Genomic DNA, 19,752 nt, shown 5'->3' on the forward strand with positions numbered 1-19,752 from the left:
TCATATTATAACATGAATAAATTTATCATAGTGGATAGAAACCTAAGTTTCCTAAAAAGAAAATGGAAAACATCGGAAGGTGTTTAGACTCGTGGTACATTTCCAATCAAGACCTGCTTTTCTAGACAAAATAATAGTCTGGATATTGTGCCCTTTTTGACTTGTGTTTTCTCAGATATTCCCTTCTCCTCTTTACGTTAACTAACTCTATTCTACTATCATTTTCAAGTAGTATTAGGAAAAACAAGAAAAAGATCCCCTATTTGGAAATCCTCTACATCAATATTTATAAATCATCCCTGTACAAGCTTGCTCTGAAAGTTCGACAAATCCCAAGGATTGGTAAAAGGCTAAATTTTTCTCGCTACGATCAGTGGCAAGGAGCCGTTGATAGACATTGGGGAAAGTCGCTAAAGCCTCTTCTAAGAGTTTCGTGCCAATGCCTTGGCGCTGGTAATCTGGTCGCACCAAGAGGTCCTGTACAAAAATGACAGAATGGCCATCTCCTACTAAGCGAATGTAGGCTACTAACTCTTCCTTATCATAGACCGCCAACTGCCAGAGACTGGCTTTGACAGCTTCTTCCAACATGGTTGGATTGTTAGTATAATTGGTCCAGCCGACTGAACTGTACAGTGCGAGTAGGTCTGTTATCGCTGGAATCTCTTTTTTATAATTTAACATCTTAACTCCTCTCCAAACTTCCGACTAGTTGCTAATAGGGGTTTTCCTGAGCCCGTAAACCTACCATTTCCTCATTGGGTTCCACAGCTAGGACTCTATTTTCTTACGCTAGGTGGTTGGATACAGGGCCAAAGCCACTGCCAAAATCAAGCATTCGCTTTCCCTTGATGTCCTGTAATTGGTCAAAAAGAATATCATAATAGATTTGACCCCAGGGTTGCTGGAGATTTTCTAAATAGGCTTGAATATTAGCTGCCATCTAGTATCCTCCTATTTGTAGTTAAACACATTGGTAGCTAGTTTGTCCGAGATGTGTGGAAATAGCGTATAGCCTTTATGGGCAACTGCTAAGAGTCGTGGTAGATTGACTTCACGTTTGTTTTTACCCAGAATACGGACAATCTTTTTAGCCACGTATTTTGGACTGAGGACAAATTTCTTAACACTCTCAAGATAAGCTCCAGAGGGATCAGCTTGATTGAAGAAAGATGTCTCAATTGGACCAGGATTGACTGTTGTCACATAGACTCCTTTATCAGCCAGCTCTAGACGCAGGGCATCTGAAAAACCAATTACCGCAAACTTTGTCGCTGCATAGACACTTGAGTTGGCTGTCGCAATTTTCCCCGCCATACTGGCGATGTTGATGATATGACCATGGCCTTGCTCCACCATTTTCTCAGCCATCAAACGTGAAAAGGTCATCGTCGCAAAGGTATTGATATCAAACATATCACGTACTTCTTGGCTAGTGTAGTTATCATAAGACTTGAATTCACCGAAACCAGCATTATTGATAAAGACGTCAATACGTCCAAATCGTTGATAGAGATAATCGACCATCTCTTTAATGGCCTTGTCGTCTCTTAGGTCAATGGCAAGGCAGGTTTTATTTTCCACATGACGATAACATTTCTCAAGTTTGTCCTTGTCTCGTCCTAAGAGGATAATACCATCACTGGGTGAGAGCTGCTTGACAATTTCTTGAGCAAGGCCTCCTGAGGCACCAGTAATAGCAATAATACGTTGTTTAGCCATTAAATTTCTACCTCTTCCAAGTCACGAACGATGTGGGTGTTTTCGAAAATTGTTTTAGCATCTGCTGCCATCTTACCGATATCACGCCCTAAGAAACGTGCTGATACGTGATTTAGAAGAAGACGTTTAGCTGACGCATCTTTAGCGACCTGTGCTGCTTGCATGTTGGTTGAATGCCCATGGCTCTTGGCAATTTTTTCGTCACCTTTACCATAAGTAGACTCGTGCACCAAGACATCTGCTCCCAAGCCAAGACGAACACTGGCATTCGTCTTACGAGTGTCACCTAAGATAGTGATAACCTTACCTTTCTTAGGTGCGGAAATAAAGTCCTTGGCAATGATTTTTGTTCCATCTTCAAGGACCACATCTTGCCCATTCTTAATTTGACCAAAAAGCGGACCAAATGGTACACCTGCTGCTTTAAGGGCCTCAGCATCCAAGGTTCCTTCAAGATCCTTTTGAACCACACGGTAACCAATACAAAAAATGGTATGATCCAACTTATCTGCATAAACAGCGAACTTGTCATTTTCCATAACCAAGCCAAGCTTATGCTCATCAATTTCCTTAAAATGCACATGGTAAGGGAGGCGTGTTCCAGAGGTACGAAGACTAGTCATAACATATTGTTTAATGCCGACTGGACCATAAACCTCTAAATCTGTTTGTTCTTCACTCGATTGGAAAGAACGGCTAGCCAAGAAACCAGGTAGGCCAAAGATATGGTCTCCATGCATATGTGTGATAAAGATTTTTTTAACTTTACGAGGTTTGATTGTTGTTTCTAAAATCTGACGTTGGGTACCTTCTCCACAGTCAAACATCCAGACCTCATTGATTTCATCGAGTAACTTCAGAACCAGACTCGACACGTTACGGGCCTTGGAGGGCTGCCCGGCACCCGTCCCTAAAAATTGTAATTCCATGACTTCCTATACTTTCTATCTATCGTTCTTCTTATTTCTGGACAATATAAGCCAGGCATTCACGCTGAGCAAAGCCATAATAAACAGTTTGCCCTTTATATTGAGACAAAAGTTCCACTAATTCGTCTTGATTGAAGCTAGCCAACTTAATGACATTTCCCTTCAATTTAGTTACACGACTAAGTAACTGTGTCTCAGGTGTTAACTCTTCCAATACTTCTTCATCAAAATCAACCTTGGTCATCTTAATTTGAGTGCCTTCAAGATAAACCTTATACTGCGGGAAAACTTGAGCAAGCTCAAACAAAATGCTAGCCGTTGGAACCTCTAAATGCTCGGCAAAGACTAAGGCCACCTCATCAGCATTTTCATAGCAAAATCCATAAGATTTTCCTGACAGATTGAGACGAATAAAAGGCTTGTGCTCATCAAAAGATGGTTCAGGGTTAAAGAGGTTCAACTCCTTTGAAAGGTCCAAATAGTATTCCGTCGCTGCTTCAGGAGATTGTTTTTGGTAAATCTCTGCAAAATAAGCATTAATCACGCTTGGTGGTGGCGTAATGAAAGCCAATTTTTGACTGTCAGAAAGGTCTGACAAGGTATTTTCTAAATAGACCTTATCTAAACTTGTAAAACCACCATATTTTAAAGCTAAATCCATATAATCAGTCATAAAATTCTTCCAATTTCCATTTATTTTTCGGTGAAATATAACCTGTAATTTCTTCCACTTCTGTCTCAAAAGTGTAGCTATCTAGCAAGGCCAATTGACTCAACTGATAAAGTTTATAAGCTTGATCCTGATGTACCTTAATACTAAAGGGTTCAAAAATCTGTTGAATTTCATCAATCAAGAGTCTTCTGAGGGCCTCACGACTTCCCTTGTCACGTGCTGAGAGGCGAACATTAGGAAAGACTGTTGCTACTAGATTATCAGCTACATCCATCTTATTGTAGATTGCTAGTCGAGGAATATCAGTCATGTCTAAGTCTTTGAGAATGTCTAAGACCACCTTTTCATGCTCTTCGTGATTAGGATCACTCGCATCAATGACATGCAAAAGGAGGTCCACATTACGACTTTCTTCAAGCGTTGACTTAAAGGCAGCAACCAATTCTGTTGGCAAATCCTGGATAAAACCAACCGTATCTGTCAAGGTCACTTGAAACTGATCCTTTAAGTAAATTTTCTTAGTTGTTGCATCCAAGGTCGCGAAAAGTTCATTAGCCTCATATTGCTTATCATCCGTCATAAGGTTCATGATCGTTGATTTCCCAGCATTGGTATAACCAATCAAACCAATTTTAAAGGTACTTGAATCAACACGCTTTTCGCGAATGGTTTCTCGGTTCTTCTCAACAATCTTTAACTGGCGTTCAATATCAGCAATCTGGTTACGAATCGAACGACGATTGAGCTCCAATTGACTTTCACCAGGTCCACGGCTACCAATGCCCCCTGCTTGACGGCTGAGCATAATCCCTTGACCAGCTAAACGGGGCAACATGTATTTTAGTTGAGCTAGGTGAACCTGAAGTTTCCCTTCATGGCTTCTAGCCCTCATGGCAAAGATATCCAAAATTAATTGCATACGATCAATAACTTTTACGCCAAATGCTGCTTCAAGATTGGTATTTTGACGAGGTGTTAAACGGTTATTGACAATGACCGTAGTAATCTCATCCGCATCCACCATGGCCTTGATTTCTTCTAATTTTCCTGAACCTACGAAAGACTTACTATCATAGCGTTCACGTTTTTGGGTATAGCTAGCTACAACCTCTGCTCCTGCAGTTTTGGCAAGACTGGCAAGTTCCTCCATTGACATGTCAAAATGCTCTGTTTCTTGCAATTCAACACCTACTAAAATAGCACGTTCTTGCTGTTTGGCTGTCTCTATCATAGCAAACCCCTTTTCAAAATAGTCAACTTTTATTATACCACAGGCAGGGGCAAAGAAAAGGTCACAGACCTTAATTTTTTTCAAAGAAAAACAAGTTGGATTAACCAACTTGTTTTCTCTTAATGTTTACGTGTCGGTTTCTTTTTCGAACCCTTACGACGCTTGCCTTGATGAATGCTTGGCGTATTTTGAGAAATGGTTTGACGCATTTTCTCAGTGGCCTTATCAACCTTATCTTTAGCCTTGACCAATTCTTGAGAGGCCTTAGTAACACTCTTCGAAGGCTTATTTTTCTTAGACTTGCTCTTAGAAACAGGTTTCACTTGACTAGTTCCAGACGTACGCATACGACGAGACATAGCCAGGAGAATTTTATTTTCCTCGTTGAGGTTGGTTTGATAAGCCATTGAAAGCACCAAACCAACACCAATCAAGTTAGAGATGAGTGATGACCCCCCTTGAGAAATAAAGGGCAAAGGAATACCTGTCAAAGGAAGAATTCCCACTGCTGCCCCAATATTTTCAAAAATATGGAAGACAATCATCATGATAAAACCTGTCGAAATAAAGGTATAGAAACGATTGTTAGACCTGAATGTCACCCGCAACATGCGATAAATAAGGAAGAGATAGGTTAGAAGAACCAATCCACCACCTACCAAACCAAAGTCTTCCGCAATAACTGTGAAAATCATGTCACTCTCACGAACCGGTACGTTCAACTCCAGATGATTAAAGCCTTTACCATAGATTCCTCCAGTACCAATCGAAATCATCCCCTGTGTCTGTTGAAAGGCGATACCATCTGCATAAGTGAAAGGATCCAACCAAGCTGAGATACGGTTAATCTGGTAGGTTTGCACCCCCATCTTGAGCATGGCTTCCTTACCCCAATCTGTGGTAAATACCATTACAAACAAGCCTAATCCCACTGCAAAAGCTAGAACTACCGGCAAGATAATACGCCAGGATATCCCCGAAACAACTATTATACCTGCTAAAATAGCGAGGAAGACTAAGGCTGTCCCCATATCACCTTGAAGAACCAGTAAACCTAGGACAGGAAGCGTGACCGCTACATATTGGAAAAGTAGCAACCAGTCATCTTGAAGTTCAGTTACTTCCTTTCCTTGTTTAGCCCAAACACCTATTCTCGAAAGAAAAAGGATGTAGGATATCTTCATAAATTCTGATGGTTGGAAAAGGGTGACTGATCCAATGCTGACCCAGTTTTTTGCCCCTGTCGAGGCAACCAAAGCAGGTGAATAGAAAACGAGAGGTAGAACCATAAGTCCCAGGCCAAAAATATAGAGCCAGGGGGTTGCCTTCCAAAGAAACTCTGTATTAAATAACATGACAACAAAAGCAAGTACTGAACCTAGAAAAATCCATAGTACTTGCTGAGACATGACTTGCACAAGATTCTTTGGGTAATCAAAATTTGTCGCGATAAATACCGAGACCAGACCAACCAGTAGTAGAATAAGGACTGGCAAGAGAATCGAGTAATCTATCCGACTTTCAATAGTATTTTTTGACTTAGCCATGTGTACTCCAAAATAAAGATTTAGCAAGAGTTATTATACCACTTTTTGGCCAGACAAATGACCTGAATGTATAAAAGTTTGACAATTTTTTACGAAAAAAGCAACCACAAAAAGTGATTGACTTCTTTCATTCATTAATCTTAATTTGACACGTAGCCTTTTCCTTGAGCGTTAAAGTATACCCATTGCCCTGAAGGAATTTTAACCCAACGATTAATAGCCTTTTCCCCTGTATGAACATCATAGTAAGAGATTGAGCCATCAGGATTCGCAGCTGTTGCACCTTTCACTTGCTTACCAGTTTGGTCAAAGTAAAGGTTTTGGCCGTTGATCGTCTGTTCGCCAACAACAAGTTCACCTTTGGCATCAGCATAGTACCAGTTGTTGTCTCCAGTAGTGAAGAAGGTTGAGACTAACTTATTACCAGTAGCTCCATGGTAGTATGAACGGCTGCCATTCGCATTTGTTGCAAAGTCACCTTTAACCTGTTTACCATCAGTAGCAAAGAAGAGTTTTTGACCGTTAATCACTTGAGCTCCTGTAACGACATTTCCCTTATCATCAGCATAATACCATCTATCATGACCGGTAGTGAAGAAGGTTGATACCAATTTATCACCAGTATTCCAATGGTAGAATGAACGACTACCGTCAGTGTTCGTTACGAAGCCACCCTTAACTTGACGACCATTTGCATCAAAGTAGAGGTGTTGACCATTGATGACCTGAGCACCTGTGACATTACGTCCATGTGAGTCTGCATAGAACCAGTTGTTGTCCCCAGTAGTATAGAAGCCTGGTGTATGTGCCTTAGTCACAACACCCTTAGCATCGATATTAAAGGTTTGACCATTAACTACTAGTGATGTATCCACAAGTTTCACACCTGTAATGGCATCGTAGTATGAAGTCGTACCATCAGGATTGTTCACAAACTCACCTTTAACTTGTTTACCTGACTCATCAAAGTAGAGCTCGTCACCATTGATGGTTTGCGCACCACGAAGAACATCACCTTCGTTATTTGCATAGTAAGTGGCATCACCAACTTGGAAGAAGCGATTCTTAACTTGAACACCTTTTTCATTGAAGTAAAGGTTTTGTTTACCTACCTTAGTAAATCCAGTGGCAACATAGCCCTTATCATTAGCGTAGTACCAGTTACCATCTTGTTCAAAGAAGCCTGAGTACTTACGTTCACCTGAATCGCCACAGAAGAACATCAAGTGGCCGTCTTTTGTAGGAATGAAGATGCCTTTAGCTTGGTAACCATTGTCATAGAAGTATTTTTCCTTACCTTCTACTTCAGTCAAACCAGTAGCCATGATGCCACCTTTGAAGAAGTATTGGTAGAATTTCTCTTCCTTACCACTATCATCTTTAACAGTAACTTCTTTCCAACCAGTTTGAGTCGTCAATTTACCTGACTTACCATAAACCAATGATTGACCTTTGGCATTTTTAATAACACCATCAGTAAACATAACACCATTTGGCAAGAAGAAATAGTTTGAACCGTCGATAGCTTGTTCACCAGTTACAAGGTAACCCTTATCGTTAAAGTAGTACTGTTTGCCATTATATGTCACAAATTGACTCTTAGCTTGAGTACCAGATGTTGTATAATAAGTTACCCCTGTACCATCATAAGCAAATCCAGTTTTAGCTTTTGTATCACCAGTCAAGGCAGCTGGAAGGAAGGTACCTTTATCGTTAACGGTGAAGTACAATTTACCATCGCTGAGAACGTAGTCTGAACCACGTTTTTGGATGTTTGTACCGTTAAAGTACTTAGCTTCCCATTGTTTAATCTTCACAGATGGATCAATTGTCTTACCTGACGCTTCCATAACTTCTTTGAAGATTTCTGGATAAAGTTTTTGAAGTTTGTCGAGGAAGGCCCCACCATACTGTGCTTGGAAATCATTTCCTGATGACTTGGTATTTGTCACATAGAGCTTATTAACCAAGCTAGTATCATCAAGCACCTTACCATGCGTATCTGTACGAGTAGCTGTCACTACTTCTTTACCTGGGAGAGTATACAATTGGTCTGGAACCCAGTCAGCAATGACTTGAATACCTTGTTTGTGAAGAGCCTTGAGGGCATCACGAAGATCTTCTTTTGAACCATATTTATTATTTTTGCTCATGGCAAAGTCGTAACGGTCTGTGAAGGCATAACCATTTTCAATAATAGAATCAAGGAAAGTGCCATCCTTAGATGAGACATATTGAGGTGCAATCTCAAATGACGTAATACCCCATGACTTGAAGAGGTCTGCGTTAGCTGCAATCAATTTGTTAGTATATTGACTATCCTCTTTGACAAAGTCTTGGAAGTTTGAGAAACCTTCGTAAATCACTTGTGCTTCAAGTGCTGCAGAAGAGCTATAAACCTTATCCCCTTCTTTGTAGGCTTTTGTTGATGGTTTGGCAAGAACGTTTTGATCGTCAGTCGCACCTACTGGTACCCAAACTGAAAGGTAACCACTCATATCAACAGTCTTAAAGCCTTTGATTTCATCAGCTGTGAAGACAAGATTTCCTTGTGCATCTGTGTATTTAACAATCTTAGTATCTGAATCATTCAATGAGGACACGATACCTTTATCCGTACCAAGCAAGAGTGGACGGTAGGCTTGGTTCTTGTGGGCTGCACCCATATTTACAGTAATTGTTTCACCATCTGCTAATTTCAAATCTGGGTTATTAGCAATGAGGGTCAACATACCAGAATTACGACCGTATTTTCCACCTTCTGTATCAGTCTTAGACATCAAATCTTGACCATAACGGACAGAAACCAAAACTTCTTTATTGTCTTTAGCAGACGATACGCCATCTCCAGCAAGATTGTGGATATAAGATGTTTGTCCACCAGCTACATATTTAGGACGCGCTTTAAGAAGAGTTGTGATTTGATCAAAGTATGGTGATTTCTTAGCCATGTACTGACCATTATCAGTATACAAGTCTCCATAATAAACACGTGTTGCTGCACCCATTGTTTGAAGCATCAAAGCATAAGCTCCAGGAATATTTGAATGCGTATATTCCTTATCCACTTTCAACATATCAGCATTATAAATGTCAAAAGCTTGTTTCAATTGATCTAATGTAAAAGTAAATCCATCTGTTGTAGGATCAATTTTTTTGCTGATAATGTCTGCGATAACCGTTTGAACTTCTGAGTCGTGTGCACGAACAAAGAGATAGGTTGCAAAACCAAGTTGATCATATGATGTAACTTCCGCACGGTTTGAAAGACCGAAATAACCACCGTTAATAAGGTCCTTCATTGATGCATTACGAGCACCTGTACCTTTATTAGTTACTGGACGAGTCAATCCATGAACAATAGACAAACGGAGACCATTATCCATAGAAAGGGCAGCTGTATTATGTTCGTCCACATAATATGGGTCGTTTTGAGACCAAGCTTCAAGAATTGAGATATTAGCAAGGGCACGTGCTTCAGACTCATTGACCTTGTAAGCAGCCTTCATGTATGAAGACACTAATTGAAGCATATCGATGCTGACATTGTCCACAGCATCAACACGGATACCATCAAAGTGAGCATCTTTGTCCTTGTCACCAAAGACGATTTGTCCCCAGTTCATGAAGTAATACAATTGGTTAAGCATTTCAGCTTGCACAATTGGGTTTGAGTTGTCGATATCGCTTGATAGCAAGAACTCATAACCAGCATCACTACCACTCTTGATCTTATCGTTTGCCAAACGACTTGTTGCCGTTTGGTCAAGTTTACGGTAGTCTGAGTTAGCCCACTTCGTTAAATCACTATTAACAAAGAGGAGAGCCCCTTTTTGGAAGTGTTCTTTACCTGGAGATTCAGAGTTAATGTCCCATTTATCTTGGTCTTTAACAAAGGCCTCGATTGACTGACGCAACCAGTCTGTTGACTTATTAGCAGCAATCTTAACCTCAATCTTACGTTGAATGATTTGAGCAGCGGCATTCAAGCTAGCTTGAGAATTTTCAATCGTAAAGACATCTTTTGTTTCTTCACCATTGCTAAGAGCCTTAGTCATGTAGTTCAAGTAAGCTACTTGAGTATCCTTATCAGGCCACCAAGACATCAAAAGTGGGCGAAAATCTTTTTCAGTTGACGCTTTCCAAGTTGTTCCTGCTTCAAGGATTTCTTTTGGACGGTACCAACTATCAGCTGTCAAATAACCATCAACAAGTTCAAAGCTTGCTTTTGTTGAATCGTAAGCAGCATTGTTTTTAGTAAAATCAGTGACAAGATTTGTTGTTTCTTGTGTGAATGAATAAGTTGATGTGCTTGAAAGGACACCATTCTCATCAAAATAAAGGACCTGACCATTTACAGTAATGGCAAAGTTTTTCTTATGTGATCCATCTTCTAAAAGATAGTAATATTTACCATCTTTTTCTTTTTTAATATTATCGAGTGAGACTGCAGCTTTAATTTCAGCTTCAGAAAGCTCTTTAGACTTCTCAGTCGTTGGAGCGGCTACTCCAGCATTTGCAGCTACTTCAGATGTTGTAGCTGTTTCTGGTTTAGCGGCTACTTCTGGCTTAGCAGTCGTTTCAGGTTTGGCTTCAACCTCTACTGCTGCAGCTCTATCACTAGTTGCTCCTGAATTTGGTTGAACTGTCGTTTCAGCTGGTTTATCAGCAGTAACTGCTGCTCGGTCTGTTGTTGTGGCATTTGAAGTATTTGCCACCTCTGTTGTTGTGCCTACCTCTTTTTCAACCACAGGATTTGTATTTTCCCCGACTGTAGTTGTTGAAGGTGATCCATTAGTATTATTTATTTCTTCTGCCGAAACAAGTGAAGACGTGGTAACACTAGCACCAACAATGGTAGCCAAGGCTACTGAAGCAACCGCTAAAGTAACCCATTGCTTCTTCACTTTGTGCAGTTTATAGCGTACTTTATTTTCCATATTCAATTTTTCCCCAATATATTTTTTGTCTAAAAATCTACACCTTAAAGACTCATTCATTATATCATTTTTTAGCGCCAAAAAAACTTGATAAATCTTATTTTAACGAGTTTTTTACTATCTTAATGAAAGATTAAATAATTGTCATGTAATCGAATTGGATACTGTCAATAATTTTGTGTAAACACTCAAGTAGAGTTGAAGAATGTTAATCAAATAAGCTTTCAAGTGTGTCAGCACATTGGCCAAACCCTTTGTGGATACGTTGACTTTGCTTGAAATTATAATTTTCAAACAAAGTAACTAAATAACGTTCCAGAGCCTCCTCGTTAGGAGAGTGGGACAGAAATCGGTAATTCGTTAGAAGTCGATTTCGTCGTCACACCTCCGCACAGTTGAGTAGGGCTGTAAAAACTGATGAAATCAGCGTAGTAGAGCCCACTCAACCACTGCGTCTTGCTCGACAATCCAAAGACAATTAAGAGGCTAGGACTATTGTCCCAGCCTCGTTTGACGTTTGATTTCTTTGTTAAGAGACTCAATGAGGTTTGTCGAATAAATGCTGTGCCAAATCTGGTAGGGAAACTGATAAAAAGTTAAAAGATTATCCGTATTCTCCAGACTTTCCATGACTTTCCTATACTTTGGTTTCCATTCAGCGATAAAGTCCTCCAAAGCTAGGACTGCTATTTCTAAATTTTCAGTACGATAAATCGTTTTAAATTGCTTCAAAATAACCGCTCTATCTGCTCGTTTCACTTTACTAGCTAGATTTCGACTAATATGAATTAAGCAACGTTGTTGTTTAGCTAATGGGTAAGCCTGACTGATCATCTGCTCAAGCCCCTTGAAGCAATCGGTCGCTACATGAGAAACCTGTTGAATGCCTTGTTTTTGAAGCTTATCTAACAGGGTGGACCATGAATCATTGTTTTCATTTGGGGCGATTTCATATCCAAGAACAACCTTCTGTCCTTCTGGTGTAATGCCAAGTGCGATATGAATACATTCTTTATTAACGGCTCCACGTCTTAATGGAAGATAGGTTCCATCAAGAAATAAAACAGAGTAATTGGCTTCTAAGCTTCTCTCATGAAAAGCAGAGACATTCTCCTGAGTTGTTTTTGAGATATTAGAAATTGTGGCAGGACTATAGTGATGACCATCCATTCGCTCGATGATGTCGCTAATTTCTCGAGTCGTTACGCTGGTTTGATAGAGTTTGATAACCATCTCTTCCAAGTGGTCATCTCGACGTCCATAAGAGGGGATCAAAGCTGGACTAAAGTTTCCATTACGACTATTACCAGAATTATAGCCTACTTTATCGTAAGGCTCATACCCTAAAAGGGCTGACAATTCTGCTTGAAGCGGATCATTCATCGCCGTTTCAAGAGAAGTACGGAAAAATTCATCAATATCTTGCTTTTGGGCTAAGAAGTTAAGTAGTTCTGTGCTAAACTGAGTCATAGGAATAAATCTCTTTCTAGTAATGTTTCGCAACTCTACTATAACGGATTTATTCCTTTTTGTGTTTACAGAACATATTGTATACTATCCTCTGCAAAATATAGATATAAACATTTTATTCTATTTTGTACAGAAAATAACAACAAATGACCATATTCCTTGCCTATTTTCAATCATTTTGATACTCTACAATTGGAGGTATATATGACTAAACAAAAAATAAATCAAATTGTCGGTTCCATTGGGGCCTTTATCGGGATTATTGTATTTATCGCCTACATCCCACAAATTTTTGCCAATTTACAAGGCAACAAAGCTCAACCATTCCAGCCTTTATCCGCAGCAGTATCTTGTTTAATTTGGGTTCTTTATGGATGGACAAAAGAACCCAAGAAAGATTGGATACTAATTATTCCAAACTCAGCTGGTGTGATTTTGGGTGGACTCACTTTTTTGACTTCACTTTAACAAATTTAATAGTATGTATAAAAAGCTGAGATGAGTTTCTCAGCTTTTTCTCTATTCTCAGATAATTAAACGCTGCACTCACTAACTTCCGCTTTTCCATTCACAATCATTCTCATGGTCATCAACTAGACCTGCCGCCTGTAGAAAACATACTAAGATTAGTAGTGAAGAAATCTCCGACGGGAGTGAGTACTCACTACTTTTTCTTTGTGTTAAAGTAGAGGTGTCTTGTGAAGTCGTGGCTTCTTTTGGCGCTAGACGCCGTAAAAAAACTGGCAAGACACCTGTTTTAGATGGAATTTTATCAAAGTATGTTGGACGCTAGACGTCGAGTATTGAAAATGAAATCACTAAAATAAGGAATCATTCAAGACAAAGAGGTAAACATAATGCGGACAGTTTTTGGAATTGATGTGAGTAAAGCAAGCTCAGAAGTCGCTATTCTTGTGAATGGTGAAAGGGTTCATGGCTATACTATGTCTAATGACATTATCGGATTTTCTCGTCTACTGAAGGACTAAAGACCGTGAGAAACCCCGAAATTATTTTCGAAGCTAATGGTGTCTACTCTTGTCGACTTCAGGCTTTTCTAGAAGAAAACAGCTATGACTATACACGTCTTAATCCTTTGGAAGCTAAAAAGCAACTTGACAGCTTACGAGTCCGGAAAACCGATAAAATTGACGCAGGGAAACTAGCTTCGTCACAATTCGTTTTAAACCGTAAGCCAATTTATGTTCAAGAAAAAGTCTATCAAAACTTGCATGATCTTAGCCGGTTCTACCAAAATCTGACAGAGGATATCGTAAGGACGAAGAATAGGCTGCACAAAGTTCTTCAAGTCGCCTTCCCAGAAATCGAGATTCTACTATCTACTCCTGCAGGTGAGCAATATTAGAATCTCGTGTCCATCTTCCCAACAAAGCATTAGGTGCTGGAATTATCGGAAGTTGAGTTGAAAGAGACTATTCGCCAGTCAACCTCTAAACGCATTTCAGAGAACAGAGTAGGTAACTTGGCTGAGAAGCTAGTTGGACTGGTAAAGCAATCTTATTCTGCCATTTCAAAAACCTCTCCTATAATAGAAGAGGTTAAGTATAATGCACAGAAACTTATAAGGTTGACAAGCCGTCGAGAACAAGTTTTAGAACAGTTGATAGAGTTAGCTAAACCTCTACCTGAATATGTGATTCTTCTCTCTATTCCTGGCATCGCAGAGACAACGGGTACAAGCGTTATTGGCGAATTAGGAGACATTCGTCGCTTTACGTCTGCTAATCAAATCAACGCTTTTATCGGTATTGATCTCAAACACTATGAGTCGGGAGATTTCCTAGGTCAAGAGCATATTACTAAGCGTGGGAATCCTTGTGCAAGAAAAATTCTGTACAAATCTATTCGCAATATCGCTTCAGCTAGCCATACCAATCCTTGTCATATCGCAGATTTCTATGAGAAACGAAACAGACAATCGACAATAGCTTCAACTAAGCCACATACGATTTCCTCTATACATCGTCTCATTCGAACAATGTATTACCTCATTACGCATAACAAACTTTACGATTACTCTTTGACCCAAAATCGATAAGGCTGTCTATGCCGTATTATGGTAACACCTTGTTTCAAAAAATACCAGATGAGGTGTTTTTTTAGCATGCCCATTTATGGATCAAAAAGTGTTAAAAATAAGACAGTAACCTCAGAATAGCCACTATCTTATCTCTTTTTTTACTTAAAGCCTTGATAGACTTGGCAAATGGTAGAAAAAGAGAACCGAAGTTCTCCTTTTTATTTTATTCTATTAGTTTAACACTCTAGGTGGGTAAGCAATACCAGTCTTATCAAAGTAAACGTAGATTCCTGGTTGGATTTCTATCCATGTGCTGATGGCTTTCTTACCACTATCACCATAGTAATAGCTAATACGACCATTGCCAGCAGTTACCGTTTGTCCTTTTACTTGTTTACCATCTTTAGCGAAGTAATAGGTATCAGCACCGATTTTAACTTCACCAGTTACTGTCTTACCATTAGAACCAATATAATACCAATTGTTATCACCTGTTGTGAAGAATTCATTAGTCAAACGTTCACCTGTTGCAGCATCGTACTTGCTATAGGTACCATCTGCATTCTTAACAACGCCACCTTTAACTTGGCTTCCATCTTCTTTAAAGTAGAGGTGTTGTCCATTGATAACTTGAGCACCTGTAACAGTCTTACCGTCAGCGCCTGCATAGTACCATACATTTCCATCAGTTGTGAAGAATTCGTTAGTAACTAATTCTCCAGAACCTTCTTTGTACTTACTATAAGTACCATCTGCATTCTTAACAACGCCACCTTTAACTTGACTTCCATCTTCATTAAAGTAAAGTTTTTGACCATTGATAACTTGAGCACCTGTAGCGGCAACACCATTTTCATCGAAGTGGTACCATTTACCATCGATGTTCCTCCAAGTGTTCTTGATAGCATTACCAGTATGAGCTTCGAAGTAATAAGTCTTACCTTTATAGGTTGCTAACTTATCTTTAGTTTGGAAACCATCTTCACCAAAGTATTGTGTGGAACCATCGATAACAGTAAGACCTTTAGCCATGACACCTTCATTAGTGAAGTAACGGAATTTCACAACCTTAGATTCATTACCATCTTTATCAGTTTCAGTTACATCAAATTTAGTGTAACCACCCTTGTACATTTGACCTTTATAGTTATAAAGGTAAGTATTACCGTTAGCATCAACATAGAAGGCATTGCTCAACATGATACCATTTGGCAAGAAACGATAAACATCTTTACCATTTGGTGAGTATTCACCATTTGTAACCATGTGACCACGTGCATCAAAGTAATAGGTATTTCCATTGAAAGTAACAAAGGCAGATTTAGCTTGATTACCACTTGTACCGAAGTAAGTGATTCCCTTACCATCATTTGAGAACCCAGTAACAGCCTTTTCATTTCCTGTCAATTGAAGAGGAATGAAGTTACCTTCTTTAGTGACAGTGAAATATTTACCAGTTGCTTCATCGCTAAGTACATAGCCAACACCGCGGTCAAGAACGTTTGTTCCGTTGAAGTATTTAGCCTTCCATTGTTTCAATTTAACAGAATCATCAATTGGTTTACCAGTTGAGATCATGTTTTCCGTGAACATTTTAGGGTACTTAGCTTTAAGTTCAGCTAAGAATTCGCCACCATATTGAGCTTGGTAATCCCTACCTGATGACTTAGAGTTAGCTACATAAAGTGAGTGATCAATGATAGCATCTGCAATCTTACGTCCTGCACCGTCAGTACGAGTCGCTGTTACGACTTCTTTACCTGGCAATTGGTAAATTTGGTCTGGAACCCAGTCAGCGATTGCTTGGATACCCGCTTTGTGAAGGGCTTTAAGAGCATCACGAAGATCTTCTTTAGAACCATATTTATTGTTCTTACTCATGGCAAGATCATAACGATCTGCAAAGGCATAACCATTTTGGATAACTGAGTCAAGGAAGGTACCGTCATCGGCAGATACAAATTGTGGTGCCATTTCAAATGATGTTACGCCCCATGATTTGAACAAATCAACATTTTCAGCAATCTTACGGTTAGTATAGACTGAAGGATCTGAACCATCCGGGATAGTTTGGAAGTTTGAGAATCCTTCGTAGATCAATTGTGAATCATAAGCCTCAGTCGCTTTAAGGGTCAATTCGCCTTCTTTTTTAGCTTCTGTTGAAGGTGCTACACGGATATCTTGATCATCTGAAGCTCCGACTGGAACCCAAACTGCTACGAAACCTGACATATCAAATGTTTCATAACCCTTGATGTCATTAGCGCCGAAAGTCAAGACACCATTGCTGTCTGTTTCTTTCACGTAACCTGCTGCGATTGCCTCTGCATCAGATGTAAAGTTCTTGATACCATCAGCTGTACCAACAATCAAAGCACGGTATTTCTGGTTGGCATGGATTTTACCCATTTCAACATTAAGTTTAGCTGACTCATGCAAAGTCAATTTTGGATTATTCACTACAAGAGTTACCTGACCAGAGGTACGGCTGTATTTAGAACCTTCTGTATCGTCAGCTGTCATGATGTCTTTACCATAACGTACTGAAGTGTAGACTTCACTTGTGCGGTAAAGTTCAACATCTGAATTGTCCATCTTACCATCAGTTGGCAACCAGTAAGAACGTTGCGCTTGTCCACCAGATACATACTTGATACGGTTCTTCATCAAGTTAACGATGGTGTCGTGATATGGTGATTTAGTTTCCATATAGTGACCGTCATCTGTATAAAGGTCTCCATAGTAGACACGAGTGATCGTTTCCATGTTCTGCAACATTACAGCATAAGCTGCAGGGATGTTATTCAAGGTATATTTCTTATTGCTGCTGAGCATGTCTTTGTTGTAAATTTCAAATGCTTGCTTCATTTCAGAATCAGAGATAGTGAAACCATCTGATTTTTTATTGATTTCTTTCTTAATGATTTCAGCAATAATATCTTGAACGTTGTTATCATGGGCACGGATAAAGACGTAGTTTCCTGACGCGTCTCCGTATTTCTCATTGTATTTACCAATTGTAGACTGTTTAGCTGTACCGTCTTCGTTGTAGGCAGTGCTTCCATCTTTGTTAATCCAGTCAGTCTTAAAATCGCGTTGAGTCGTATTGAAAGTATTGTTATACAAAGGACTTACAGCTGGTGTACGATCCTTAATTGGTTTAGCCAATGAGAAAAGGAGGGCCAAACGTTGTTTATTTTCCATGGCAAGCGCAGCACCATCAGTCTTGTCATTGTAATGGTTGTCGTTAAGACTCCACGCTTCAAGAACTGAGATATGAGCAAGAGCTTGCGCCTCAGATTTATTTACACCATAGTACTCACGGAAATAGTTTGTGTAGAGTTGAAGCATGTCAGCATTGACATTATCTACCGCATCGACACGGATACCATCGAAGTTAGCATCCTTGTCACCCATAACAATTGAACCCCAGTTCATAAGGTAGTGAATTTGGTTCAATTGTTCCGCTTGAACAACTGGGTTAGATAAGTCTACGTCATTAGCAAGCAAGAAGTCGAAGCCACCCATGTGGTTTGGGTCAGACTGCTCATCAAGAACTGACTTATTAATCGTACCAGTCTGGTTAGTAGCCGTACGGTTCAAAAGACGATAGTTAGAATTTGCCCATGGTGTACGTGAGTCATTCACATAAAGAAGGGCTCCACCTTGAAGGTGATCCTCTCCTCCACCTTTTGAATAGTTTTCAGTTTCTTTGTTCCACTGTGGTTGTGTCTTAACAAAGGCAGAGATAGTTTCACGCAACCATTGTGTTGATTTTTCAGCCTGAATCTTTTGTTCAATCTTAACTTGGATATCCTTAGCAGCACGATTTAAGTCTGCTTGCTTATCTGTGCTTGTGTACTTAGCCTCCAAGTTGAAGACTTTAGACATGTAGTTCAAGTAATTAACTTGCGTATCTACATTTGGCCACCAAGCCATCAAAAGTGGACGGAAATCTTCTGCAGTTGATGCTTGCCAAGTCACACCATCTTTGATGATAGAAACTGGACGGTACCAGCTATCAGCAGTCAAATAACCATTAATCAATTCAAAACTTGCTTCAGATGAATCGTAGGAACGGTTATTGATTGAGAAACCATCAACAATATTTGTTGTTCCAGGTGTGAAAGAGTGTGTTGATGAACTTGTAAGGGCGCCATCTTTGCCGAAGTAAAGCAATTGACCATTTACAGTAATGGCAAAGTTTTCTTTGTGTGAACCATCTTCATTAACATAGTAATATTTACCATCAGTGTATTTGATGTTTTTCAAAGAAAGTGCTGCTTCCACTTCTGAATCTTTCAAAGCAGCTTGAGGAGCTTTAACTTCTGTATTGACGACTTCAGCCTTGACGGTAGCTGGCTGTTCTGCTGCTTTTTCAGTTGTTACAGCTGGTGCATCTGTTGTTACAACTGCTTCTTTATTTGGAACAGCTGCCACTGCTACATCAGTAGTAGTTGTTGCTGTTGTAGCTACATCAGCTGTTGCTTGTACGTTAGTTGTAGCCCCTGCTTCTACTGCATTTGTTTCTTTTGCAGGTATTAAAATATCTGCTTCTTTTGTATTAGTATGTTTAGCGACTTCTTTTGTTGCTTCTGTTGAAGTTACTTCAGTAGACGAAACTAAGTCTGCTGTTGTATCTGAATTTGGTTGCGTTACAGTCTTGTCTTGTGTCTCATCCGCTGAAACTGAAGATGTTGTTGCAGAAAAGCCCCCTACGACAGTAGCGAGCGCTGCAGATGCAACTGCAATTGTAACCCATTGCTTCTTAACTTTATGAAGCTTATAGTGTACCTTTTTTTCCATTATAATTTTCCCCGTGATTTTATTTGTCAAAATCAGACTGAAATCTATCCGATTTCAAACAATTACATTATATCATTATTTTCTAACTATTTCTCGAATTAATTGTTTTTTCATAAAATATCTTTAACATAACAGTAACATTAGAAATATTTTGTAACACGCCTATTTCATAGGTTTTCAATTCTCATTTTCATATTGTTTGATAGCTAAAACTTTTTTCAAGGAGATCGCTAGAAAGATTGATACAATAGCTTTTTCAGGGTTTCTAACTTAAAATTGATATTTGTCAGATTTTTTCTTTAAGGTACAAAAAAAGGGCTCTATAATTTCTGTAGTGGGTAAAACCACTGTAGAGATTATAGAGCTTTTTAAGTGTACACAAAAAGTCCCATA

9 protein-coding genes and 5 pseudogenes are annotated in these 19,752 nt (G+C 39.4%); 2 read left to right on the top strand and 12 right to left on the bottom strand.

Going from position 1 to position 19,752, the window contains the following annotated elements:
- Window positions 1-279 precede the first annotated feature (279 nt).
- From H7U02_RS09035 to H7U02_RS09080, 10 genes and pseudogenes are all read right to left on the bottom strand, one after another.
- Complete coding sequence (locus tag H7U02_RS09035) at window positions 280-684, bottom strand: GNAT family N-acetyltransferase (RefSeq protein ID WP_201043215.1); 405 nt, start codon at window positions 682-684, stop codon at window positions 280-282.
- 103 nt (window positions 685-787) lie between these two features.
- Complete coding sequence (locus H7U02_RS09040) at window positions 788-943, bottom strand: SAM-dependent methyltransferase (protein ID WP_201043216.1); 156 nt, start codon at window positions 941-943, stop codon at window positions 788-790.
- Window positions 944-954: 11 nt separating this feature from the next.
- On the bottom strand, window positions 955-1,722 hold the full coding sequence (locus H7U02_RS09045; RefSeq protein WP_201043218.1) for an SDR family NAD(P)-dependent oxidoreductase: 768 nt from the start codon (window positions 1,720-1,722) through the stop codon (window positions 955-957).
- Window positions 1,722-2,651: a ribonuclease Z gene (gene rnz, locus H7U02_RS09050; protein WP_002884122.1), complete on the bottom strand. Its 930-nt coding sequence runs from the start codon at window positions 2,649-2,651 to the stop codon at window positions 1,722-1,724. The genes H7U02_RS09045 and rnz overlap by 1 nt, the downstream gene beginning before the upstream one ends.
- 31 nt (window positions 2,652-2,682) lie before the next feature.
- Entirely contained in the window at window positions 2,683-3,324 is a 642-nt protein-coding gene (locus H7U02_RS09055) for a hypothetical protein (protein ID WP_021144310.1), read from the bottom strand.
- Window positions 3,317-4,555, bottom strand: coding sequence for a GTPase HflX (gene hflX, locus H7U02_RS09060; RefSeq protein ID WP_003096966.1), 1,239 nt, complete (start codon window positions 4,553-4,555; stop codon window positions 3,317-3,319). The genes H7U02_RS09055 and hflX overlap by 8 nt, the downstream gene beginning before the upstream one ends.
- Before the next feature lie 377 nt (window positions 4,556-4,932).
- Window positions 4,933-6,102: pseudogene (locus tag H7U02_RS09065) on the bottom strand (FtsW/RodA/SpoVE family cell cycle protein); the annotation flags it as partial.
- A gap of 140 nt (window positions 6,103-6,242) precedes the next feature.
- Window positions 6,243-11,042: a glycoside hydrolase family 70 protein gene (locus tag H7U02_RS09070; RefSeq protein WP_060972383.1), complete on the bottom strand. Its 4,800-nt coding sequence runs from the start codon at window positions 11,040-11,042 to the stop codon at window positions 6,243-6,245.
- Between the two features lie 208 nt (window positions 11,043-11,250).
- Window positions 11,251-11,389 (bottom strand): annotated as a pseudogene (locus tag H7U02_RS09075) (IS256 family transposase); the annotation flags it as partial.
- Between the two features lie 156 nt (window positions 11,390-11,545).
- Window positions 11,546-12,512, bottom strand: a pseudogene (locus H7U02_RS09080) (IS256 family transposase); the annotation flags it as partial.
- A 204-nt stretch (window positions 12,513-12,716) separates the two neighbouring features.
- Here H7U02_RS09080 and H7U02_RS09085 point away from each other — a divergent pair.
- Window positions 12,717-12,980, top strand: a complete 264-nt coding sequence (locus tag H7U02_RS09085; RefSeq protein WP_037599404.1) for a SemiSWEET family transporter — start codon at window positions 12,717-12,719, stop codon at window positions 12,978-12,980.
- 81 nt (window positions 12,981-13,061) lie between these two features.
- Here H7U02_RS09085 and H7U02_RS11630 read toward each other — a convergent pair.
- A pseudogene (locus tag H7U02_RS11630) lies at window positions 13,062-13,127 on the bottom strand (DNA-3-methyladenine glycosylase I); the annotation flags it as partial.
- 242 nt (window positions 13,128-13,369) lie between these two features.
- Here H7U02_RS11630 and H7U02_RS09090 point away from each other — a divergent pair.
- A pseudogene (locus tag H7U02_RS09090) lies at window positions 13,370-14,571 on the top strand (IS110 family transposase).
- A 213-nt stretch (window positions 14,572-14,784) separates the two neighbouring features.
- On the opposite strand, the gene H7U02_RS09095 reads toward H7U02_RS09090, so the two are convergent.
- Window positions 14,785-19,359 carry a glycoside hydrolase family 70 protein gene (locus tag H7U02_RS09095; RefSeq protein WP_110980945.1) on the bottom strand — a complete coding sequence of 1,525 codons (4,575 nt, stop codon included), beginning with the start codon at window positions 19,357-19,359 and terminating at the stop codon, window positions 14,785-14,787.
- Between the last annotated feature and the right edge of the window lie 393 nt (window positions 19,360-19,752).

It is taken from the genome of Streptococcus sp. 3.1 (assembly GCF_016648915.1).
Classification (GTDB): Bacteria; Bacillota; Bacilli; order Lactobacillales; family Streptococcaceae; genus Streptococcus; species Streptococcus salivarius_E.